General features: G+C 63.9%; 22 protein-coding genes and 1 riboswitch. Of the genes, 9 read left to right on the top strand and 13 right to left on the bottom strand.

The genetic code is table 11. The annotated features are described in order from the left end of the window. Positions 1-36: 36 nt before the first annotated feature. The 4 genes from ACFWAD_RS25860 to ACFWAD_RS25845 all read right to left on the bottom strand — a co-directional run bounded on the left by ACFWAD_RS25860 (position 37) and on the right by ACFWAD_RS25845 (position 3,049). Complete coding sequence (locus ACFWAD_RS25860) at positions 37-1,161, bottom strand: glutamate--cysteine ligase (protein ID WP_378537341.1); 1,125 nt, start codon at positions 1,159-1,161, stop codon at positions 37-39. Between the two features lie 90 nt (positions 1,162-1,251). Continuing rightward, positions 1,252-1,953, bottom strand: a complete 702-nt coding sequence (locus ACFWAD_RS25855) for a superoxide dismutase family protein (RefSeq protein ID WP_378537338.1) — start codon at positions 1,951-1,953, stop codon at positions 1,252-1,254. A 95-nt stretch (positions 1,954-2,048) separates the two neighbouring features. Further along, a complete protein-coding gene (locus ACFWAD_RS25850) occupies positions 2,049-2,645 on the bottom strand; it encodes a LytR C-terminal domain-containing protein (protein ID WP_317825021.1) in 597 nt (198 codons plus the stop codon). 53 nt (positions 2,646-2,698) lie between these two features. After that, positions 2,699-3,049, bottom strand: a complete 351-nt coding sequence (locus ACFWAD_RS25845; RefSeq protein ID WP_378447035.1) for a DUF3263 domain-containing protein — start codon at positions 3,047-3,049, stop codon at positions 2,699-2,701. Between the two features lie 245 nt (positions 3,050-3,294). On the opposite strand from ACFWAD_RS25845, the gene ACFWAD_RS25840 reads away from it, so the two are divergent. Genes ACFWAD_RS25840 through ACFWAD_RS25830 form a run of 3 tightly spaced genes read left to right on the top strand, consistent with a single transcriptional unit; the run spans position 3,295 to position 5,663 of the window. Further along, complete coding sequence (locus ACFWAD_RS25840) at positions 3,295-3,894, top strand: peptide deformylase (RefSeq protein WP_230816827.1); 600 nt, start codon at positions 3,295-3,297, stop codon at positions 3,892-3,894. A gap of 40 nt (positions 3,895-3,934) precedes the next feature. After that, entirely contained in the window at positions 3,935-4,846 is a 912-nt protein-coding gene (locus ACFWAD_RS25835; RefSeq protein ID WP_378549002.1) for a GNAT family N-acetyltransferase, read from the top strand. A gap of 16 nt (positions 4,847-4,862) precedes the next feature. Then, positions 4,863-5,663, top strand: a complete 801-nt coding sequence (locus ACFWAD_RS25830; RefSeq protein WP_054186900.1) for an exodeoxyribonuclease III — start codon at positions 4,863-4,865, stop codon at positions 5,661-5,663. A 44-nt stretch (positions 5,664-5,707) separates the two neighbouring features. Here the strand turns inward: ACFWAD_RS25830 and ACFWAD_RS25825 are convergent, their stop codons facing one another. Further along, complete coding sequence (locus ACFWAD_RS25825; protein ID WP_378548999.1) at positions 5,708-6,139, bottom strand: GNAT family N-acetyltransferase; 432 nt, start codon at positions 6,137-6,139, stop codon at positions 5,708-5,710. A gap of 179 nt (positions 6,140-6,318) precedes the next feature. Between ACFWAD_RS25825 and thiD the strand changes: the two genes are divergently transcribed. Further along, the gene (thiD, locus tag ACFWAD_RS25820; protein ID WP_003945044.1) at positions 6,319-7,161 is read left to right on the top strand and encodes a bifunctional hydroxymethylpyrimidine kinase/phosphomethylpyrimidine kinase; all 843 of its coding nucleotides are present in this window, start codon (positions 6,319-6,321) and stop codon (positions 7,159-7,161) included. A 14-nt stretch (positions 7,162-7,175) separates the two neighbouring features. On the opposite strand, the gene ACFWAD_RS25815 is transcribed toward thiD, so the two are convergent. The 7 genes from ACFWAD_RS25815 to thiO form a co-directional block, all read right to left on the bottom strand. Beyond that, positions 7,176-8,027: an adenylate/guanylate cyclase domain-containing protein gene (locus ACFWAD_RS25815; protein WP_378548996.1), complete on the bottom strand. Its 852-nt coding sequence runs from the start codon at positions 8,025-8,027 to the stop codon at positions 7,176-7,178. Between the two features lie 97 nt (positions 8,028-8,124). Beyond that, positions 8,125-9,576 carry a M20/M25/M40 family metallo-hydrolase gene (locus tag ACFWAD_RS25810; RefSeq protein WP_378548993.1) on the bottom strand — a complete coding sequence of 484 codons (1,452 nt, stop codon included), beginning with the start codon at positions 9,574-9,576 and terminating at the stop codon, positions 8,125-8,127. Between the two features lie 132 nt (positions 9,577-9,708). After that, positions 9,709-10,479, bottom strand: coding sequence for an ABC transporter permease (locus ACFWAD_RS25805; RefSeq protein ID WP_378548990.1), 771 nt, complete (start codon positions 10,477-10,479; stop codon positions 9,709-9,711). Further along, a complete protein-coding gene (locus tag ACFWAD_RS25800) occupies positions 10,479-11,468 on the bottom strand; it encodes an ABC transporter ATP-binding protein (protein ID WP_378447030.1) in 990 nt (329 codons plus the stop codon). Before ACFWAD_RS25800 ends, ACFWAD_RS25805 begins: the two co-directional genes overlap by 1 nt. A gap of 129 nt (positions 11,469-11,597) precedes the next feature. Further along, a complete protein-coding gene (locus tag ACFWAD_RS25795; RefSeq protein WP_007726857.1) occupies positions 11,598-12,350 on the bottom strand; it encodes a thiazole synthase in 753 nt (250 codons plus the stop codon). Next, on the bottom strand, positions 12,343-12,558 hold the full coding sequence (gene thiS / locus ACFWAD_RS25790; RefSeq protein ID WP_003944402.1) for a sulfur carrier protein ThiS: 216 nt from the start codon (positions 12,556-12,558) through the stop codon (positions 12,343-12,345). The genes ACFWAD_RS25795 and thiS overlap by 8 nt, the downstream gene beginning before the upstream one ends. Beyond that, on the bottom strand, positions 12,555-13,634 hold the full coding sequence (gene thiO, locus ACFWAD_RS25785) for a glycine oxidase ThiO (RefSeq protein WP_378548987.1): 1,080 nt from the start codon (positions 13,632-13,634) through the stop codon (positions 12,555-12,557). Before thiO ends, thiS begins: the two co-directional genes overlap by 4 nt. Then, positions 13,634-13,780: riboswitch (TPP riboswitch) on the bottom strand. (Overlaps the previous gene by 1 nt.) Before the next feature lie 26 nt (positions 13,781-13,806). On the opposite strand from thiO, the gene thiE reads away from it, so the two are divergent. Both thiE and ACFWAD_RS25775 read left to right on the top strand, forming a co-directional pair. Continuing rightward, positions 13,807-14,502 (top strand): thiamine phosphate synthase, encoded by a 696-nt coding sequence (gene thiE / locus ACFWAD_RS25780; protein WP_230816258.1) that lies wholly within the window; start codon positions 13,807-13,809, stop codon positions 14,500-14,502. A gap of 249 nt (positions 14,503-14,751) precedes the next feature. Further along, a complete protein-coding gene (locus tag ACFWAD_RS25775; RefSeq protein WP_003944354.1) occupies positions 14,752-14,883 on the top strand; it encodes a hypothetical protein in 132 nt (43 codons plus the stop codon). 93 nt (positions 14,884-14,976) lie between these two features. Here the strand turns inward: ACFWAD_RS25775 and ACFWAD_RS25770 are convergent, their stop codons facing one another. Continuing rightward, positions 14,977-15,588, bottom strand: a complete 612-nt coding sequence (locus ACFWAD_RS25770; protein WP_378548984.1) for an NUDIX domain-containing protein — start codon at positions 15,586-15,588, stop codon at positions 14,977-14,979. A gap of 161 nt (positions 15,589-15,749) precedes the next feature. Between ACFWAD_RS25770 and ACFWAD_RS25765 the strand changes: the two genes are divergently transcribed. From ACFWAD_RS25765 to ACFWAD_RS25755, 3 genes are read left to right on the top strand one after another with little or no spacing between them, the layout of a single operon-like run. Continuing rightward, entirely contained in the window at positions 15,750-17,111 is a 1,362-nt protein-coding gene (locus ACFWAD_RS25765) for a hypothetical protein (RefSeq protein ID WP_378548981.1), read from the top strand. Positions 17,112-17,158: 47 nt separating this feature from the next. Next, a complete protein-coding gene (locus tag ACFWAD_RS25760) occupies positions 17,159-18,112 on the top strand; it encodes a glutamate ABC transporter substrate-binding protein (RefSeq protein WP_378549212.1) in 954 nt (317 codons plus the stop codon). A 7-nt stretch (positions 18,113-18,119) separates the two neighbouring features. After that, a complete protein-coding gene (locus ACFWAD_RS25755; RefSeq protein WP_378548978.1) occupies positions 18,120-20,447 on the top strand; it encodes a tetratricopeptide repeat protein in 2,328 nt (775 codons plus the stop codon). The last annotated feature ends 16 nt before the right edge of the window (positions 20,448-20,463 follow it).

Genomic DNA, 20,463 nt, shown 5'->3' with positions numbered 1-20,463 from the left:
CCAGCGCGCGAAACAGCCCTTCGAGCCTTGAGCTTGCTAGGTGCCCAACTCTGCGACCAGGGCGTCGACGACCGCAACCAGATCGCCGCCCGTCGCTTCCGCAACACGGCGTTGACGCTGGTAGGACGCGCCCCGACGGGGAATGTCCGCTACCGACGCCAACTCGTCCGCGCACCCGAGTGAGACCGCAATCGGCGCCAAGTCGTCGAGCAGGCGATCCAGATCGTCAGTGACGAGGCACTCGTTCGCGTCGGAGTCGAGGATGATCTCGGCGTCCAGTCCGTATCTCGCTGCGCGCCACTTGTTTTCCTTGACGTGCCACGGCTGCATGTTCGGCAGAGTCTCACCGGCGGTCAGTCTTCGATCCAGGTCGACGATGAGGCAGTGGACCAGAGCAACCAGTGCGCCCAGTTCTGCGCGCGTCGAGACGCCGTCGAACACCCGGACCTCGATGGTTCCCCACTTCGGTGCGGGGCGGATGTCCCAGTGCATGCCACCGATCTTGGTGATCACACCGGTCTTCATCTGGTCGTCGATGAACGACTCGTATTCGGCCCAGTTCTCGAACTGGTACGGAAGGCCTGCGGTGGGCAGCTGCTGGAACATCAATGCGCGATTGGACGCATATCCCGTATCCACACCGGCCCACATCGGCGAGGAAGCCGACAGTGCCAGCAGGTGCGGATAGCGCTGCAGCAGAGCGTTGATGATGGGGAACACGCGGTCCGCGGACGAGACACCCACGTGAACGTGCACGCCCCAGATCAGCATCTGCCGGCCCCACCACTGCGTGCGTTCGATGAGTTCGTCGTAGTCGGGCGTCCGCGTGACCAACTGCGTCGACCATTGCGCGAACGGGTGCGTGCCCGCACTGATGAGGTCGACGCCGAGCGGATTCGCCGCGCGACGCAGCAGATCCAGTGACCTGTCGAGATCACTCATCGCCTCGCCGACCGTCGAGTGAATACCCGTGACGAGTTCGACGGTATTTCGCAGTAGTTCCTTGGTGATGTGCGGGGTCTCGGAGCCGGCAAGCTCTTCGACCGCCGAAAACACCTCGGCTGCTGTATTAGAGAGATCTCTGGTCTTGCGATCGACCAGCGCGATCTCCCACTCCACGCCCAGCGTCGGGCGCGGCGAACCTGGAAATGGGACTACCACGCAGAGAATCCAATCACAGTGTCGGTAAAAACACCGTGCTGGCTACTGCGTGGTAGTCGCCGGAAGTGATGCAAAACTCAGGTGAGTTGTTCAGCTCTTGGTGATGACACCGCAAGCAACGCGTCCGCCTGCGTCACCGGTGTCGAGGGTCTGCTGATCCGGTGCCGGCGCGTAACGCGTCGGGATGTTGCCGAAGTTGTCCGCACCGGCATGGATCATGACGGAAGTTCCGCCGTTCGCGATCAGTTCGTCGACGGTGAATGCGTCTGTCGTGGTGACCAGCGTGGCAGTGCCGTCTTCGAGGACCTGAACCGAAGTGAGGTCGCCGCTGGCCGGATGGCCCGTGTGGCCCTCGGCCTGGAAGTGTCCGCCTGCCGAGAGGAAGTTACCCGGCTCTCCGCCGCTGGGAGCTACGGAATTGGTCTCGCACTTGGCAACCTGGTGAACGTGGAATCCGTGGAATCCGGGGGTCAGGCCCTTGGCGTCGAGGGTGACCTTGACGTCGCTACCTTCCTGCGCGAACGTGACCGTTCCGACCTTGGCGCCGTCGGTGCCGTTCAGCGTTGCGGTGACCGTCTCGGCAGACGCGCCGGCGTGAGCCGTCTCGGAACCGTGGCCGCCCGCGCTTTCGTGCGCGCTGGGATCGGCTGCACCGGTCCACACCGGAGGAGTCGTGCCGGGGACGCTGCTGGGCTCTTCGCTGTTACTGCAAGCGGTCAAGCCGAAAGCGGCAATCGCGACTACAGGGGCAACGACGCGCCAGGACATACGCCGGGTGCTGCTGGGGGCCATCGAACCGCTCCTTTGAGGTGGCGAGAAAGTGCTTCTGATCATAACGGCGTGTGTAGTAGCTGGAACCGACGGGTCAGTTCCACCTTCACGACCGGTCAGTTGGAGGTCACGATCACGATCACGCCAGGTGACGCGTTCGCGATGCCGGCGAATCGAGGTTCTGCGGTGACTCCGAGTTCAGCTGCGATCTTCTGCGCCGCTGCCTTCTCCGCCGCGGACGATCCGTAGTACACCGTCGTCGTACTGACGGTGCCCTCGCTGTAGTTACCCGTCTCCTCGACGTTCCAACCTGCTGCCGTCAACTCCTCGGCAGTGCCTGCTGCCAGACCGGAGACGGTGCTGTTGTTGAGAACTCGCACGCTGACATTCGACGTGTCGGTGCCGCTCGCGGAGCTGGAAGTCGTAGTCGTCGCAGTTCCCGAAGGTCGCGACGTGGTGGTGGTATCGCCCGAAGCGGGTTGCGTCGTCGCTGCCGGCTTGGAGGTGGCAGGGGCCGCCGCGGGAGCACTCGTCGTGGCAGGCGCCGAAGATTCGGTCTGCTCTGCTGCAGTGTTCTCGTCGCCCGATCCACCGTCGCCCGATCCACCGAGAGAGGCTGCTCCGAGACCGATGAACACGATCGCGAGAGCGATCAACACCATGGCGATTGCGCGAAGCGGAGGTCCGGACGGCTGCTCTTTCGGGGTACTCACGATGTCGACCTTATCGCCAGTACGTGGACAGCCCGCTCATATGTGCGCGTGATTCAGGTGACCTCGAAGCCGAGGCGACGGGCGGCCCTGGCCTTCTGACGGCTGGCACGCAGACGACGCAAGCGCTTGACCAGCATGGGATCAGCCGCCAAGGATTCGGGGCGATCGACCAAGGCATTGAGAACCTGGTAGTAGCGGGTTGCCGACATGTCGAACAACTCCTTGATGGCCTCTTCCTTCGCACCGGCGTACTTCCACCACTGGCGCTCGAAGGAGAGGATGTCGTGTTCCCGGCGGGTGAGGCCGTCGTCGCCGACCTCGTGCATGCCTGCTGTATCTACTACCGAATCGTCGGCGCCAGTGCCTTCGGACTGGTTCCGACTACGCGCGGTTGCGCCGTCCATGTCACTCCTCGACTGCTGTGCTCGGCGTCAGCGAGACTCGTATGCCCGGTGTTCTTTTTCCGACCGAATTCTCGCGGCCGTGAGTTTCCCGGTCCCCTGGCCCGAAGGTAACTCACAATTTCCCCCCGCGGCCCACGTTCCGACCGAGCAACGAATTACATCGCTGTTCTTCAGCAACCATTGAACCATGATCGAGTGTGCGGGCCGTGATAACTACGCGGGCGCGCCGCACTATCCTTGTCCGCATGGCTATCCTCCCCATCCGAATCGTCGGCGACCCGGTACTGCACAAGGCGACAGAGCCGGTCACTCAGTCCCCGGCCGAGATCGCCGAACTGATCGCAGACATGTACGAGACGATGGACGCCGCCAACGGCGTCGGTCTGGCGGCCAATCAGGTCGGTGTTTCACTCCGAGTCTTCGTCTACGACTGCCCCGGTGACGACCGCACCAGCGAGCGTCGACGCGGTGTCGTCGTCAATCCGGTACTCGAGACCTCCGAAATCCCCCAGACGATGCCCGACCCGGACGAAGACTTCGAGGGTTGCCTGTCCGTCCCCGGCGAGCAGTTCCCGACGGGCCGCGCCGATTGGGCGAAGGTCACCGGCACCGACGCCGACGGCAACCCGATCGAGGTCGAGGGCACCGGATTCTTCGCACGGATGCTCCAACACGAGACGGGCCATCTCGACGGCTTCCTCTACACAGACGTGCTGATCGGCCGCAACGCGCGCGCCGCCAAGAAGATCATCAAGCGTTCCGGTTGGGGCAAGCCCGGTCTGACGTGGACGCCGGGGACCGTCGACGATCCGTTCGGTCACGACGACGACGATTACGAAGACTGAGAATTCTGCTCTGAACGGCAACATTTCGATCGGTAGCCGGGTGGTTTTGCGATACAAGCTCCCACCCGGCTATTCGCATCCCATGACCGACGTCATCGGCATCCTCGAGGGCGCCGATCCCATCGCCGTCCGCGCCGGCGACGGTCGGCTAGTCCAGGTCTCCGCCGATCAGGTGATTGCACTCAAGTCTCTCTCGGCCCGCCCGATTCGCATCGGCGAGATTCGAAACCTCGAAACGGCTGCTGCGGCGGCGTGGCCGGGGGTCGAGCAGGCGTGGATCGACGGTTGGTTGCTGCGCGCCGGTCACGGGTTTACGGGTCGCGCCAATTCCGCTTTGCCGCTCGGCGGTGCGGGGGCGGTTGCCGGCTTCGACGCGAGCACCATCGAGCGGATACGCCAGTGGTTCGGTGACCGCGGACTGCCGACCCTGCTGCTCCTCCCCGATCGACTCGGCACCGCTCCGGACGGGTGGACCAGCGAGAAGGAAACCATCGTGATGGCCGCCGATCTGGGCAATGTCACGCTGCCGCTCGGTCCTCCGGTCACGTCTTTCGCCGACCGCCCCGACCACAACTGGCTGTCGATGTACGACGCCCACGGCAACCCGGCGTACGTCGAGGCGGTCCTCACGGCTGTCGTGGGCAGCGCAACTTTCGGCGCGATCGGAAACACAGACACCACGCTTGCCATCGGGCGCGCTGCGCTCACCGAGGCACCCGACCACAGACGGTGGGTAGGGCTGACCGGCATTCACGTCGCCCCTGAACACCGTCGTCACGGAATCGGGTCGCTGATCTGCGGGGATCTACTCTCCCGGGGTCGCGAGAACGGTGCGACGCACGCGTACCTTCAGGTTTCGGCCGGGAACTCCGCGGCGATCGCGCTCTACGAGCGGCTCGGGTTCGTCGAACACCACCGCTACCGATACGCCACCGATCCTGTCGGCGGCTGACGCTAGGCTTGCCCTCGTGCGCATCGCTACTTGGAACGTCAACTCCGTCCGTGCCCGTACCGACCGGATCATCGACTGGCTCGGTCGATCCGACGTCGACGTCCTGGCAATGCAGGAAACCAAGTGCAAGGACGAGCAGTTTCCGTACGAGCGTTTCAAGGAGATCGGCTACGAGGTCGCCCACGTCGGGTTGAGCCAGTGGAACGGTGTCGCGATCGCTTCCCGCGTCGGCCTGGAAGACGTGCAGATCGGCTTCGAGGATCAGCCCGGCTTCGACAAGGACCCGGAGGCCGATCCGGTCCGCGAGGCACGTGCGATCGGTGCGACCTGCGGCGGTGTGCGGGTGTGGAGCCTGTACGTCCCCAACGGCCGTGAGCTCGAAGACCCGCATTACGCCTACAAGCTGGATTGGCTGGCCAAGCTGCGCGACGACGCGGAGGGCTGGCTCAAGCAGGATCCCGACGCGCAAATCGCCCTGGTCGGCGACTGGAACGTCGCTCCCACGGACGACGACGTGTGGGATCCCGCTTTCTTCGAGGGCAAGACCCACACGTCGGAGCCGGAACGAGCTGCGTTCACCGCCTTCACCGAGTCCGGGTTCGCGGACGTAGTCCGCCCGTACACCCCCGGCCCCGGTGTGTACACGTACTGGGACTACACGCAGCTTCGCTTCCCGAAGAAGCAGGGCATGCGCATCGACTTCATCCTCGGTTCACCGGCATTCGCAGCGCGCGTCGAGGCGGCCGAGATCGATCGGAACGAGCGAAAAGGCAAGGGCGCCAGCGATCACGCTCCGGTGATCGTAAATCTCGGGTAAGCGTCGATCTCGGAGCCTGATCGTCTGTACGTAGTTGCCGGCGGTCAGTCTTCGACGAGCAGTTCCAGATACTCGGGATGCTCGCCGAGGTACCGCTGAACGTAGGTGCACACGGGCCGTACCGACCATTCACGGTCACGGGCACAGTCCATCGCGAACTGCACGAGTACCGCTGCCAGCCCCTGCCCGCCGTACTCTTCCTTGACCACGGTGTGCATGTACGCGACCACGTCGCCGGCTTCGGCTCCGTTGCCCGAAATCTCGTCCTCGTCGCGGTATCCGAGGATGCCGACCAACTCGTCACCGGAGAGCAGTTCGAATCGATCGTGCGACGGATTGTCCACGAGCGTCACTTCCGGTGAGGTTCCGGTTTTCGAGTTTTCGATGTCGTTCATTGCGGCGACCTCCACGGCACGATGTGCACCTGCGCGATCGGCGACAGCTGCGTTCGCACGCTCTCCATAACTGTGATCCATGCCACTCATAGAATCAGCTACCGACGACGCTGTCCCGGATTCGACCAATTTTTGCACCGGAAGCGACCGGATGGCAATCGCAGTTCGCGCGGCCGTTCGTGCGGTCGTTTGTACCGTCGTTCGTGCAAGGGGTGGACCGAGCTGCCGTTTCCCCAGGTCCGATCGGTAGGCTCGTCGTCGTGAAGCTGCTGCCCCTGACCCCCGCCGGACAGACCCCGATTCGGGCATTGACCATCGCCGGAACCGACTCCGGTGGCGGAGCCGGCATTCAAGCCGATTCCCGCACGATGGCGATGTGCGGAGTGCACGCCTGCGTGGCCGTCGCCGCTGTGACGGTCCAGAATTCGGTGGGCGTCAGCGGTTTCCACGAGATTCCGCCCGAGATCGTCGCCGACCAGGTACGCGTCGTGGTCTCGGACATCGGTGTCGGCGCGGCGAAGACGGGAATGCTGGCATCGACGACGATCATCGAAGCCGTGGCCGCGGTGGCCGCCGAGGTGGGGATCGGGCGCGATCGACCGATTCCGCTCGTGGTCGACCCGGTGTGCGCATCGATGCACGGCGATCCGCTGCTGCACGAAGAAGCGCTCGACGCGGTCCGCAACACCTTGATTCCGGCCGCCACTGTGGTCACTCCGAACCTCGACGAGGTCCGCTTGATCACTGGTATCGAGGTCGTCGACGACAAGAGCGCCCGCCAGGCGGCAGAAGCGCTGCATGCCCTCGGCGCTCAGTGGTCCATCGTCAAGGGCGGTCACCTTCGTACGTCGGAGTTGTCCACCGACCTGCTGTTCGACGGCGACCGTTTCCTCGAATTCAGCAGTGCCCGGATCGACACCGGCAACGATCACGGCGGTGGCGACACACTGGCTGCTGCGATCACTTGCGCACTCGCACACGGCTATTCCGTTCCGGATGCAGTGGCATTCGGCAAGGAGTGGGTGACCAAGTGCCTCGAGGCGTCGTACGACCTGGGCGCCGGCCACGGTCCGGTGTCCCCTCTCTGGCGACTCCAGGTCTAGCCTTCGAGGTTTAGCTAGTTCCGTCGTACGCGCCAGATTCCCAGATCGACGGGAACTCCGTTGGGCGTGGTGGCGAAAAACCCTCGCCGCCACGGCCGGATCGTGAGATCGAGATCCTCGAGGGTGCCGGCTTCGAGTTCCTCGAGGGTGGTCGCCGACATCATGATGTTGCCGTCGCCGCCCAAGCCCATCATCCGGGCGGCAATGGTTACGTCGACACCGAGCCAGTCGTCGCCGATCTGACGCGGAGTTCCCGTGTGGAGGCCGACGCGCATGCGCGGGACGTATCCGTCGAGGTCGACTCCCGCGAGCGCGTCCTGCGCGGTGAACACCGCCTTCAAAGCCGCATCCGGGCGAATGAACACCGCCATCAGGCCGTCGCCCATTCGTTTGACGACGTGTCCGCCGTTGTCGGTGATCGGGGTTTCCACGGCCTGCGCCACCGCGCGCAGAAGTGTCAGCGTGGCGCCGTCACCGGCTTCGAGCGACCAGGTGGAGAAACCGACCAGATCGGTGAAGACGATGGTCAGTTCTTGATCCCCGCGGCCGCGGCCCATCTTTTCCAGCGCTGCCTGCCATACCTGCAGTGCTCCGAGGCTCACTTCGCGAGTGGCTGCCGGCTTCTGATCGAGCAATCTGTCAGCGACGCGGGCCACGGCGCGAGCACCACCTGGGCCGGCGAGCGAGAGCGGATCCCCGAACCCCGGATCGCCGGGTAATGCCCGCCTGAGCCGCCGTAGCGCGTCGATGAGCTGCTGCCGACGGTTCAGCTCTGCCGCAGAGTTCAAGACGACGTCGACGACGCCTCGAACGGAGGAGGAAGAAGCACCTGTCGTGTCGGTGCTCTCCGGGGACAGATCAGCCATAACTCAAGCGTAACTCAGAGTTACAGACAGTGTGCTGCCGCGGTTCTCGCACAGTGACCTCCTGGTCGCTCGCGCAATCGATCATTCGGTCAGTCGATCATTCGGTTCTGGCTTGTGTCCGGGCATCGCCGACGGGCACTCCGTTGGGCCCGCTCAAGTCCTGGGCATACGTCGCAACTCCGAAGGCTACTGCAGAAGCATTGGCAGCGAGCGCTTCGCGATCGATGTTCGCGAGGTTGTCCTGGGCACTGTGGTAATTCGGGTCGAAGGTCTCCTCCGCTTCTCCGCCCCACTTCTCCGCCTGTGCCGGCGTCTTGCGTTCGTCGGCGCCGCTGAACACTCCACCCGCCGGGATCCCGATCTCGATGAACGGGCCGTAGTCGGAGCGCCCGTCGAAGTCCGTTCCGTCCGCCGCAATCCCCCGCCCGGCGAGAAAATCGACGAAAGTGCGCTCAATGCCTGCCGAGCCCTCGGGCCCGGGCCCCTCCCCCACGGCATCCGAGTTGTCGCCGTCGTAAGCCAGGTATCCGGCGTTGGGCGAACCGAGCATGTCGAAATTCAGGTACAGGGCGATGTCGGCCCGTTCCTGATCGCTCAGGCCCTCGACGTAGCGAGTGGAGCCGACCAATCCCACTTCTTCCGCTCCCCAGAATGCGAAGCGCACGGCATTTTCGATGCTCGGTGAGCTGCCCATCTGCAACGCGGTTTCCAGTACGGCTGCGGTACCGCTTCCGTTGTCGTTGATTCCGGGACCTTCCGGCACGCTGTCGAGGTGGGCGCCCACGACAACCACGTTGTCGGTCGCGCCGGTCTTGGTCTGCGCAATCACATTGCGCGACTTCGTTGTTTCCGTCGACGTGTCGAGAATCAGCGTGAGATCTCCGGGAGTTGCGGCAAGAGCCTCGCCCGACGCCTTACTCACCCCGCCGGTCGGGATGCGGGCGTCTTCGGGTTCACCCAAGGTAGCCCCGCCCAGCATTGCGTCCTCGTTGTTCGCAACCAGCAACGCTGCCGCGCCGCGCTCTGCCGCGACCTTCTGCTTGTCGCCGAACGGGCACACTCCACGGGTGACCAGCACGATGGCGCCGTTCACGTCGCGGCCGTCGTAGTCGGTGGCCTCGCAACCTGGGGTCTCGTCGGCGGGAATCGCCACCAGACGCGCCGTGATCCCGGTCGGTCCCGTGGACGTCGAATACGTCAACGCCCGCACCGGAACATCGGAGCCGTCAGCGGCTTTCAGGGATTCGGTCCCGGGATCGAAGGAGCTGAAGTCGAATTCCGGGGTGTTGACGTCGAAACCCTTGTCTTCGAGCAGGTTTGCCACGTAGTCGATACTGGCGTCGTAACCGGGGGTTCCGGCCGATCGATTGCCGTCGTTGTTAGCGGCGATCTTCTCGAGTTGCTCCAGATGCCCGGTCACGGCGTTGACCGTGACGGTTTCGGAGAATGCAACCGGGTCTGTCGGGACGGCCGCTTCACTTCCCGACGAGCATCCACTCACCACGAGTGCTCCAGCCATTGCGACCACAACCACACCGAAGAGTCTCATCTTCGGAGGATATCGGCCGAAGCACAGGAAAGGGACCCAGTACGAATGGTTTTTCGTACTGGGTCCCTACTCTGCTGTCACTCCTGGTTCTCGGTAGGTCTCCCGACAACACCTACCGAGGGAGCGACAAGATCAGGCGTCGCGACGATTCACGATGACGATACTTGCTCCGAAAATCACCAGAACGAAGGCCGCGAAGTAAATCAGGCTGCCCCAGGGTCCCCAGTGGAAATCAAGGCTTCCGCCGCCAGGGCTGAGGAAGTGGTTTGCATTCGCGAACGGCAGGAACGGAGTGATCTTCTCGCCGACACTGCCGAACAGTCCGAACAGGCTCTCGATGAGCAGCGGCCAGAGCAGGAGCAACGCAATAGCGCCGGCCGACTGACGGATGATCGATCCGACGCCGACGGCGAGGATCACACACAGGAAGGCGTAAACCGGGATGCCGTAGATCGCACGCCAGTCATCGCCGGTCGACAGGGTCAGACCCGTGCTGGCCTCGGAACCGGCCATGGCCTTGGCCACCGCGTAGGACCCGAAAGCGAGGACAAACGTCAGCACCGCCCCGAAGGCACCGATGAGGCCGGCTTTGGCGATGAGCACCGAGGCGCGGTTGGGAACTGCCTGGAAGGTGGTGCGGATGGTCCCGAAGCGGTACTCACTGGTGACCGCGAGGGCCGCCATGATCATGAGAACCATGATTCCGAAACCCGAGATGCCGGCCGTGGCGACGGCGGTGTCGAGGTCGGGTGCCCCCTGGACGTCCGAAGACGTCAGAGCCGACTTGGCAACGGCGCCCATGATGGCCGCGAAGCCGAGAGCGAGCACGATGATGATGACCGAGCACCACAGCGGCGACTTGGTCGTGGTGATCTTGATTCGTTCAGCACTGAGAACAGCCATTACAGTGCACCTCCCATAGCCTGCTGTGTGTTTGCCTGGTGTGCATTTGCTTGGTGGGCTCCAGCGCCCGGATCGATACCGGACGCGTGGTATTGGACATCGTCTCCGGTCAACTTCATGAACGCATCCTCGAGCGATCCCTGCTGGGACGCCAACTCGTACAACACGATTCCCTGCGAACCAGCCAAACCACCGATCACATCAGTGGTCGAATCCACCACCACCAATGCCGGCGCAACACCGGAACCGTCTTCACGCACCGTCAGCCCCTGCGAGAGCAACACACTGCGCAACGCATCGAGCTGTGGGCTGCGCACGCGCACAGTCGACTCCGACGAACGATCCACGAACTCCGCGACCGTCGAATCCGAAATCAACCGACCCCGACCGATCACCACCAACTGCTCCGCCGTCAACGCCATCTCCGACAGAAGGTGACTCGACACCAGCACCGTGCGGCCCTCCGCCGCCAACCGCTGCATGAACTTACGAATCCAGACAATGCCCTCCGGATCGAGACCGTTGACCGGCTCGTCGAACAACAACACCTTCGGATCACCCAACAACGCACCCGCCAACCCGAGACGCTGCGACATACCGAGCGAGAACCCGCCGGCCTTCTTGCCCGCCACCTCGGACAACCCGACCAACCCGAGCACCTCGTCGACGCGGGACTTCGGGATCCCGTTCGAGGCAGCCATCCACTGCAGATGCGCCCGCGCACTGCGATTGGGGTGCACCCACTTCGCATCCAACAACGCGCCCACCGTCCGCAACGGCGTCTTGAGCTCGCGGTACGGCTTGCCCTCGATCAACGCCGCACCCGACGTCGGCTGATCCAAACCCAGGATCATCCGCATCGTCGTCGACTTACCCGCACCGTTCGGGCCCAGAAAGCCCGTCACGATGCCCGGCTTGACCGTGAACGACAAATCGTCCACCGCTTTCGTCGGTCCGTAAACCTTGGTCAATCCCCTCAGTTCAATCATGAGGAGAACTTTGCCCTACCGGCAATGACCAGCACATCGGCCACAGGTCTAGTTCCGAGTGGTACTCAGGTAGGACACGAAGCCGGACAATCCGGGCATAACCCTGAGGAAACACCCGGAAATGGACCGTCAGGACGACGCTTGGGCCCAGAACCGCTTGGGAATCCGGCCGGCGTGACGCGCCTCGAAACCGGCTACAACTGCGTGCCGCATCGCCGACGCCATCAGTGCGGGATTCTTGGCGCGCGTCACTGCTGTCGCAAGTAGGACTGCGTCACAGCCCAACTCCATGGCAAGGGTGGCGTCGCTGGCCGTTCCGATTCCGGCGTCGAGGATGACGGGCACACCGGCGCGCTCGACGATCATCTCGATGTTGTGCGGATTCGCGATACCCAGCCCTGTCCCGATGGGTGAACCGAGCGGCATGACTGCCGCGCAGCCGACCTCCTCGAGGCGAAGCGCCAGAACCGGATCGTCCGTGGTGTACGGCAGGACGGTGAAGCCGTCGTCCACCAATTGTTCTGCGGCGGAGACCAGTTCGATCGCATCGGGCAGCAGGGTCCGCTCGTCGGCGATGACTTCGAGTTTCACCCAGTTCGTCTCGAGCGCTTCCCGTGCCAGCTGCGCCGTCAGCACTGCTTCGGCGGCGCCGCGACAACCGGCGGTGTTCGGGAGCGGTTCGATTCCGAGGCGGCGGAGCAGGTCCAGAACACCGGTGCCGCCGGCCGCGTCGACTCGCCGCATCGCGACGGTGGTCAGTTCGGTGCCCGAGGCCACCAGAGCTTCTTCGAGCACCGCGAGGTTGGCGGCGCCACCTGTCCCGGTGATGAGCCGGGAACCGAAACTACGGCCCGCAATGGTGAGAAGATCCTGCTCAGCCACCCTGCACCGCCGTGAGGATCTCGATTTCCCAACCACGTCCGACGGATTCGTCCCAACGCCCGCGCGGAAACAGTGCACCGTCGACGGCGACGGCGATGCCCTTGCTGGGCAACTCGAGATGCGTCAGAAGTTCGGTCACCGTGACTGCTCGATCGAACTCGAGATCTTCGCCGTTGACGGTGATCCCGATCGGGACCTGCTCACTCATGAATTTTCCTTAGCTACTGCGAACCGCTCGGGTTCGGTTCCTTTTACCTCGACCAAAGATGTGCCGTTCAGCAACGCGACCGTCGCATCGGCGGTGACGGGCGTCAGCAGGACCCCGTTGCGGCCGTGCCCGGTGGAGACGACAACACGATCGGACACGCGCCCGATCAACGGCAGGTTGTCCGGCGTCATCGGACGCAGGCCTGCCGCGCATTCGTAGAGTTCGTATTCGCCGATCGCGGGCATCAGCGCCTCGGCGTCGTTGATCAGGTCCCGCACTCCGGCCATCGTGACCTGCGTGTCCTCGCCGGACTCGTATTGTGTTGCGCCGACGACGATTCCGTCGCCGCGCGGGACGAGATACGCGGGTCGTCCGTGGACACTTCCGCGGATTGTGCGGCTGGGCGCCGGGGTGACCCCAGGCCTGCCGCGCAGGCGAAGGATCTCACCCTTGACCGGCCGCACCGGCAGTCCGGGCCACAGCTTGGGTGACGCGATACCGGCGGTGAGCACTATCTGATCGGTATCGAGTTCGGCAAGGTCGTCGACGGCACGCGCGATCAATTCGACGCCGGATTCCGCACAGGCCTTCTGCAAGGCCTCCAGCAGAAGTCTGTTGTCGACGGCGGACTCACCGACAGCCATGAGTCCCGACCGGATGCCGCGGCCGAGCATCGGTTCGAGTTCACGGATGCGGGCGCGACCGAGGATTTCGAGTTCATGGCCCTGCGAGCTCACCCATTCGGCGATGGTCTGCAGGTCCTGCGCGTCGGCAGCATCGAGAGCGACCGTCAGCGAGCTGTCCGCGGTGAAGACCGAGGGACCGAATTTTCCGATCTCTTCACCGAACGTCGGCCACCGCTCCAGGGAGGCCGCGCCGACGGTCAACGCTGTTTCCTCGCCCGGCCAGCCTTCGGACAGTGGGGCAAGCATTCCGCCCGCCACCCACGAAGCCCCTGATCCGATGGACGGGTCGTACAACCGAACAGTCCAACCGTCGCGGGCTGCGCGCCACGCTATGGCGAGACCGATGACACCGCCGCCGACCACCGACACCGTACGAGCGTGTGTATTCACGAAACTCCACCTCCACTTCCTGCGCCGGCATGATCCGGGTCAGGTCTGACGGTCGGGATCTGGTCGCGATCCCCTCTCAGCCCCACGAACCTCGCAGTCACGACAAAAAGTGACGACGACGTTTCAGGACTCCCGTGTCGAACCTTGCTCCCTAGAGGCTACCGTTTGCTCCGTGCACCCCACACATCCCAGTAACGTCATCGACCGGCGCGAGCGCCTGGCAGCAGCACGGCTGTACCTGTGCACCGACGCGCGCCGCGAGAAAGGCGACCTCGCGCAGTTCGCCGAGGCAGCATTGTCCGGCGGAGTCGACATCATCCAATTGCGCGACAAGGGCTCTGCCGGTGAGCGCGAGTTCGGCCCGCTCGAGGCCAAAGACGAACTGGTAGCGCTGGGTATTCTCGCAACTGCAGCACGGCGCCACGGCGCATTGTTGGCCGTCAACGACCGCGCGGATCTCGCAATGGCTTCCGGTGCCGACATCCTCCACCTCGGCCAGAACGACATCCCCGTCCCCTACGCGCGAACTGTTGTCGGCGAAGACGTCGTCATCGGCCGTTCGACGAGCAGTCGCGCACAGGCGAGTCTGGCCGCCATCGAAGAGGGCGTCGACTACTTCTGCACCGGGCCGGTCTGGGCGACACCGACCAAACCGAATCGAAGTGCTTCCGGCCTGGAACTTGTTCGATCGACTGCCGACGCCGCACCGCCGCGGCCCTGGTTCGCGATCGGCGGCATCGACGAGGAACGCCTTCCAGAGCTTCTCGATGCCGGTGCCACTCGCATCGTCGTCGTGCGTGCAATCACGCAAGCATCGGATCCCCAGGCCGCCGCGCAACGCCTTGCCGCGGCCGTCGCCGGGCGCTGAAAACCGGTAACTGGCGACCGTCAACTGTTAGCCGGGCCGTTCCCACACAGTTACGGGTCAGCACGCCTGACGCGAGACGTGAATGGAAGTTGTCCAATTAGACAACAAATCCCCAGTTCCTAGGTGCGATTGGATGTCCGAAAAGTCGGATTAAGTGATCTTCATCACAGTTAGTTCGATTGCGTGTCGCATCCCATTCGGTTTGTTGTAGTTTACTCCCAGTTACTAACTGAAACCTAGGAGCACTAAATGGGATCCCTCGACACCGGCTCGCTCAGCACCGAATCGCTCGAAGACCTGAATCTCGGCAAGATCAGCGAGCTGCTCAAGCTCGGTATCACCGCGGTCAGCTTCATCACGGCGCTGAACTCGCTCAGCTGAGCCTCGTTTCGGTCGACGACCGAAACACAGAAGGGCCGGACTCCCGAGGAGTCCGGCCCTTCTGCTGTGTACGAACTGTCAATACTCGAGTTGTTACGACTGGGTACTGCTCGCCGTCCTGCTCGCCTCGGACAAGTTCTGGTCGCTGTCTTCGTGGGCGCTGTCTTCGGGGGAACTACCCGACAACCATCCGAATCCGCCGTTCTCGAGCACGACGGTGTGCGGATCGGCGTCCACCGACACAACCGGCGCAGTCCGGAGTTCGGGCCACGAGGAACCGAATCCCGGATGCAGTGGCAGCGAGTCGACGTCGGCTTCACGGACCCACCGCAACTCGGTGCTCTCACCGTTGGCAACCGTCGAGAGTGGATGCGCCGCGTCAGCTACGACGGTGGTGTAAGTCCACCCGCTCTCGGCGCGCATGGTGACTACCTCTCCGCGAACGCGGACGGCGTCCTCGGCGATACCTGCTTCTTCGTGAGCCTCCCGGACCGCGGCGTGCGTCGTGCTCTCGTGTGAGTCCCGCGCTCCGCCGGGCAGTGCCCACGTTCCGCCCTGATGGCTCCACGCCGCACGATGCTGCAGCAGGACCATGGGCGATCCGTCCGAATCGGGGGCGCGCAAGAGCAGCCCGGCGGCACCGTGTTTACCCCAATGCCGCGTACCGTCCGACCCGATGGACCAACCGTCACCGTCACCACGCATCGACTACCTCGCTCCGCCTGCTCTCGCCGTTGTCCCACACTAACCGTTTCAATCTGCTCCAGGTGTAGGTGATGCTTATATGCTCGCGAAGATGCCCTGAATCATTTCTCGGCGACATCATTTCTCGGTAGCCCGCGTACAGCAGCGAAGTGAGGTGCTCGATGGTCGACCGTGTCGTCCCGTCCATCGAACCCCGGTCGCTGCCGCCCTCCGAGGCCACGACAGTGTCGGCGGAGGACGAGCGGGCACTTCTGCGGCGCGAACTCCAGGCATTCATGTCGTCCACACCTGGTCGGCTGACCGTCGTCGGACTGATCCTGATCGCGATCACCCTGATCGCCGGACTTCTCGCCACTGCAGCGATCGAGAACCGTCAGGCAAATCTCGACCTCCTCCTCGTCGAAACCGAACCTCTCGCCAACTCTGCCCAGAATCTCTACAGCGCGCTGTCGTTGGCAGACGCCGCCGCGGCCACTGCCTTCATCTCCGGCGGCCTCGAACCCGCCGACGTACGTGACCGATACACGCAGTCGATCGGTGAAGCGTCGGCGGAGATCGTGCAGGCATCGGCCGGCCTCGACTCGACGGATCTCGCCGGCCACAGCGCGTTGACCACCATCTCGACCGACCTGTCCGTCTACACCGGGCTGGTCGAAACCGCACGGGCAAACAATCGTGTCGGAAACCCCGTCGGGGCAGCGTATTTGAGCGAGGCCTCGCAGTTGATGCAAACCTCGCTGCTGCCGATGGCTCAGCAACTGCACGCGTCGCAGGAGACTCTGGTTTCCCAGGTACAGCGCGATTTCGAGACTCCACCGTGGTGGCCGATCGTGGCGTTCGTCCTTGTCCTGTGTGCGTTGCTCGCGGTGCAGGTGTACTTCTCCCGCAAGAGTCGCCGACGCTTCAATCTCGGGTTGATCCTCGCCTCGCTCGCGGTCGCGGCAGCGCTGCTGTGGCTGCTCACAGTCGGACTGGTCTCCGCGCTGGCAACCGGGCGCGCTCTCGACGCGGGCGCCGAGCCACTGCACGAACTGACCGAAGCACGAATCATGGCGCAGCAAGCACGCACCGTCGAAACTCTCACCTTGGCGAGGCGGGATTCAACCGCCGAGGACAACGTGACGTTCACCCGCAAGGTCGACGCTTTGCGCGACATTCTCGAGCGCCTGCAAGACGATGATCGCGCCCGAGTGAACAGCGAAGTGCTGACCGCCGCACTCGACTCGCGCCAGCAGTGGGTGGCTGCGCACACGCGCATGTACGACCGTCTCGGAAACGGCGACTTCACGTCCGCCGCAGCCATCACCATCGGCGCCGGAGAACAGGATTCGGCCGCGGAGTACGGAAAGCTCGATCACGAACTCTGGCAGGGAATCGTGGATTCGCGTACAAATCTTCGATCGGACGTCTCGTACGCCTCACGTGTGTTGGCGGCCTCCGCACCGGGCATGACTGTATTGGCAGTTCTCGGTGTAGCCGGAATTTTCATCGGATTCTGGCCCCGACTGCGGGAGTACCAGTGACTGGAAGAACAGGGTTACAGCGGAAGCACTCGGTTGCGTGCATCGCGATGCTCGCGGCGGCCGTGCTGCTCCTCGCTGGGTGCGGTGCGGGACGAGTCGAAGACCTGAACAACGCAGCCGTGACGTCGTACACGGAACCGCCGCTACCCGCCGAAGCCACGATCGCTCCCAGTCCGACGCCGACGACCACCACCTCGTGCACCAACCTCACCGCAAGCCTGCGGCCGACCTCCGCGGACGCATCTCCGCGGCCACCCACCCCGAGCCTCGACGCCATCCGAGCGCGCGGACGTCTGATCGTGGGCCTGGACACCGGCTCCAATCTCATGAGCTTTCGCGATCCGGCCACCGGACGCCTCGAAGGTTTCGACGTCGACATCGCCCGCGAGATCGCCCGTGATCTGCTCGGCGACCCGGAGAAGATCGAGTATCGGATCCTGACGTCGGACGACCGGATCGCTGCGCTGCAGGAATCGATGGTCGACGTGGTCGTCAAAACCATGACCATCACGTGTGACCGGCGCGAGAAGGTCGACTTCTCGACGCAGTACTTCTCCGCTGAACAACGAATTCAGGTCTTGCAGGGGTCTCCCGTCCGCGGCATCGACGACCTCGCAGGCAAACGGGTCTGCGCTGCCCGGGGAACGACGTCGGCCACTCGCATCCAGCAACTCCAACCGGAAGCCACCGTCGTGACCGTCCCGATGTGGTCCGACTGCCTGGTCGTCCTGCAGCAGGGGCAGGTGGACGCGATCAGCACCGACGACACGATTCTCGCCGGGCTCGCCTCGCAAGATCCCTACCTGATGATGGTCGGCGGATCACTGGGCGTCGAACCCTACGGAATCGGCGTCAACAAGGACAACCCCGATCTGGTCCGATTCGTCAACGGAACACTGGATCGGATCAGGGGCGACGGGACCTGGAACCGCATCTACGACCGCTGGCTCAGTGTCCTCGGTCCGTCACCCGGTCCCCCGCCGGCCGTCTACCGGGATTGAGGCCGACATGACCGAAGAGACCGGCCCCGAGCCCGACGCCACCCAGGCGGCCCTACGTCCCGAGCCCGAAGCCACCGGCGCCTACGAGCGTCCCGAACCTGAAGCCACCGGCGCCTACGAGCGCCTAGAACCGACGTCGGCGCAGATACGGGGAACCACGCCGTCCGCGTCCTCCTCCCCCACCGGCCGCTCTACTCGATCCCGCCGCAGCAGGTCGGGGCGCAAGCTGCGCCTCGGCGGCGGCCTGGTCGAGGTTCCCCCCGTCCCGCAGATCGACCCGGCATCCGCGGTGATGAGTGACCCGACGGTCCCCGAGCGCAAACGCTTCTGTTGGAAGTGCAACGAGCCGGTCGGCCGTAAGAGCGCAAGCACCAAGGCAACTCAGCACGGAACCTGCCCCAAATGCGGTTCCACCTTCGACTTCCGCCCGCTCCTCGAAGAGGGCGAACTGGTGTCGGGTCAATACGAGGTCCAGGGACCGATCGCGCACGGCGGCCTGGGATGGATCTACCTCGCGATCGATCGCAATGTCAGCGACAGGTGGGTTGTTCTCAAGGGACTCTTGCATTTCGGTGATTCCGAAGCACAGGCCGTCGCGGTGGCCGAGCGTCAATTCCTCGCCGAGGTCGCCAACCCCAGCATCGTCAAGATCTTCAATTTCGTCGAGCATCCGCGCCCGGACGGGACACCCATGGGGTACATCGTCATGGAGTACGTGGGTGGGCGATCGTTGCGCGAGGTGCTGGCCGAATTCCCGGACGGCAAGCACATGCCGATCGAGCAGGCGATCGGCTACGTGTTGGAAATCCTTCCGGCGCTGAGCTATCTGCATTCCACCGGCCTGGCGTACAACGACCTCAAACCCGAGAACGTGATGGTCACAGAGGATCAGTTGAAGCTGATCGACCTCGGCGCCGTGTCCGGAATCGAAGACTACGGATACCTGTACGGCACTGCCGGTTATCAAGCACCGGAGATCATCGAGACCGGTCCGACCATCGCGTCCGACATCTTCACCGTCGGAAGAACACTCGCGGTTCTCACCCTCGACATGCCCTCGAAGCACGGACGGTATCTCGACGGCCTCCCCGAACCCGAGGACGAGCCACTGCTCCGAGACCACGAGTTCTTCCATCGCCTTCTGTTGCGCGCCACCGACCCGGACCCGAAGAAGCGATTTCAGTCCGCCGAGGAGATCGCGGGCCAGCTCACCGGTGTTCTGCGAGAAATCCTCGCGGAGCAGACCGGGCAGGAGAATCCTGGACTCTCGCTCGTGTTCAGCAGGCAGCGAACGTCTTTCGGCACTGACGAATTGGTCGGGCAAACCGATGTGTACGTCGACGGAGTCAGCCACGACGCCGCTCTCGATCCGCGCGAAGTCGCGCATGCACTTCCTATTCCGCTGGTGGACCCCACCGATCCCAGTGCGCCGTTGCTGGCGGCAGCCGTTCACAGTGAGCCGTCGCAGACTCTCGATGCGTTGAAACACGCCCGTGAGAACGGAATCGACCGAACATCGGGCACACCCGCGGCCTCCGTCTCGGGCGAGGTTCGACTGGCCGAGGCCAAGGCTCATCTCGACCTCGGCGATCCGGAAACCGCACTGACTGTTCTGGGCGAACTCCAGCAGAACATCGGTGACCACTGGAAAATCGAGTGGTATCGAGGACTCGCGGCGTTGCAATCAGGCCGATTCGAGCCTGCTTTCAGTCATTTCGAGACAGTCCTCACCGCGCTACCCGGCGAGGCTGCACCCAAGCTGGCGTTGGCAGCGACGGCAGAACTGATTCTCCAGCACTGGGAGAGCGACGACCCGGACCAATGGTGCCGCTTCTCCGAGAAGTACTACCGCACCGTCTGGCGGACCGAACGGAACTACGTGAGCGCTGCATTCGGGCTCGCTCGCCAACTCGCCGATCACGGCAACAAGAAGGCCGCGATCGCCGCCCTCGACGAAGTGCCCACATCCTCCCGGCACTACAACGTCGCACGGATGTCGAGCGCGTTGACGATGCTGTCCGGCGTTCCTATCGCCGAACTCGACGAATCGACGCTGAGGGAAGCTGCCCGTCGCGTTCGAGCGCTACCTGCTGAAGAAAGCCGAAGCCTGCAGATGCGAACCCTGGTGTTGGGCACGGCACTCGATTGGATTCGCTACGGCAACCGCTCGCACACCGAACTCGAACCCATCCTTGATCTACCCTTCACCGAGCAGGGTCTGCGTACGGGAGCCGAGGCCTGCCTACGCGCCCTTGCCCGCGCCACGACTTCCCGTACGCACCGCTACGCCCTCGTCGACCGGGCGAATGCGGTGCGTCCCCGCAGCAATTTCTGACGGACGCCCCGAGAAC

Origin of the sequence: Rhodococcus sp. NPDC059969 (assembly GCF_042738325.1) — a bacterium.
Classification (GTDB): Bacteria; Actinomycetota; Actinomycetes; order Mycobacteriales; family Mycobacteriaceae; genus Rhodococcus_F.
Note: the sequence above shows the minus strand (reverse complement) of the source record. Positions and strands in the feature narration are given on the sequence as shown.

What these genes read in the sequence shown, in the direction of transcription:
- ACFWAD_RS25855 (WP_378537338.1), bottom strand. Translation starts at nt 1,953, where the DNA reads ATGGCCCCCAGCAGCACCCGGCGTATGTCCTGGCGCGTCGTTGCCCCT.
- ACFWAD_RS25845 (WP_378447035.1), bottom strand. Translation starts at nt 3,049, where the DNA reads ATGGACGGCGCAACCGCGCGTAGTCGGAACCAGTCCGAAGGCACTGGC.
- ACFWAD_RS25840 (WP_230816827.1), top strand. Translation starts at nt 3,295, where the DNA reads ATGGCTATCCTCCCCATCCGAATCGTCGGCGACCCGGTACTGCACAAG.
- ACFWAD_RS25825 (WP_378548999.1), bottom strand. Translation starts at nt 6,139, where the DNA reads ATGGATCACAGTTATGGAGAGCGTGCGAACGCAGCTGTCGCCGATCGC.
- ACFWAD_RS25815 (WP_378548996.1), bottom strand. Translation starts at nt 8,027, where the DNA reads ATGGCTGATCTGTCCCCGGAGAGCACCGACACGACAGGTGCTTCTTCC.
- ACFWAD_RS25810 (WP_378548993.1), bottom strand. Translation starts at nt 9,576, where the DNA reads ATGAGACTCTTCGGTGTGGTTGTGGTCGCAATGGCTGGAGCACTCGTG.
- ACFWAD_RS25805 (WP_378548990.1), bottom strand. Translation starts at nt 10,479, where the DNA reads ATGGCTGTTCTCAGTGCTGAACGAATCAAGATCACCACGACCAAGTCG.
- ACFWAD_RS25800 (WP_378447030.1), bottom strand. Translation starts at nt 11,468, where the DNA reads ATGATTGAACTGAGGGGATTGACCAAGGTTTACGGACCGACGAAAGCG.
- thiS (WP_003944402.1), bottom strand. Translation starts at nt 12,558, where the DNA reads ATGAGTGAGCAGGTCCCGATCGGGATCACCGTCAACGGCGAAGATCTC.
- ACFWAD_RS25775 (WP_003944354.1), top strand. Translation starts at nt 14,752, where the DNA reads ATGGGATCCCTCGACACCGGCTCGCTCAGCACCGAATCGCTCGAAGAC.
- ACFWAD_RS25770 (WP_378548984.1), bottom strand. Translation starts at nt 15,588, where the DNA reads ATGCGTGGTGACGGTGACGGTTGGTCCATCGGGTCGGACGGTACGCGG.
- ACFWAD_RS25765 (WP_378548981.1), top strand. Translation starts at nt 15,750, where the DNA reads ATGGTCGACCGTGTCGTCCCGTCCATCGAACCCCGGTCGCTGCCGCCC.
- ACFWAD_RS25760 (WP_378549212.1), top strand. Translation starts at nt 17,159, where the DNA reads ATGCTCGCGGCGGCCGTGCTGCTCCTCGCTGGGTGCGGTGCGGGACGA.
- ACFWAD_RS25755 (WP_378548978.1), top strand. Translation starts at nt 18,120, where the DNA reads ATGACCGAAGAGACCGGCCCCGAGCCCGACGCCACCCAGGCGGCCCTA.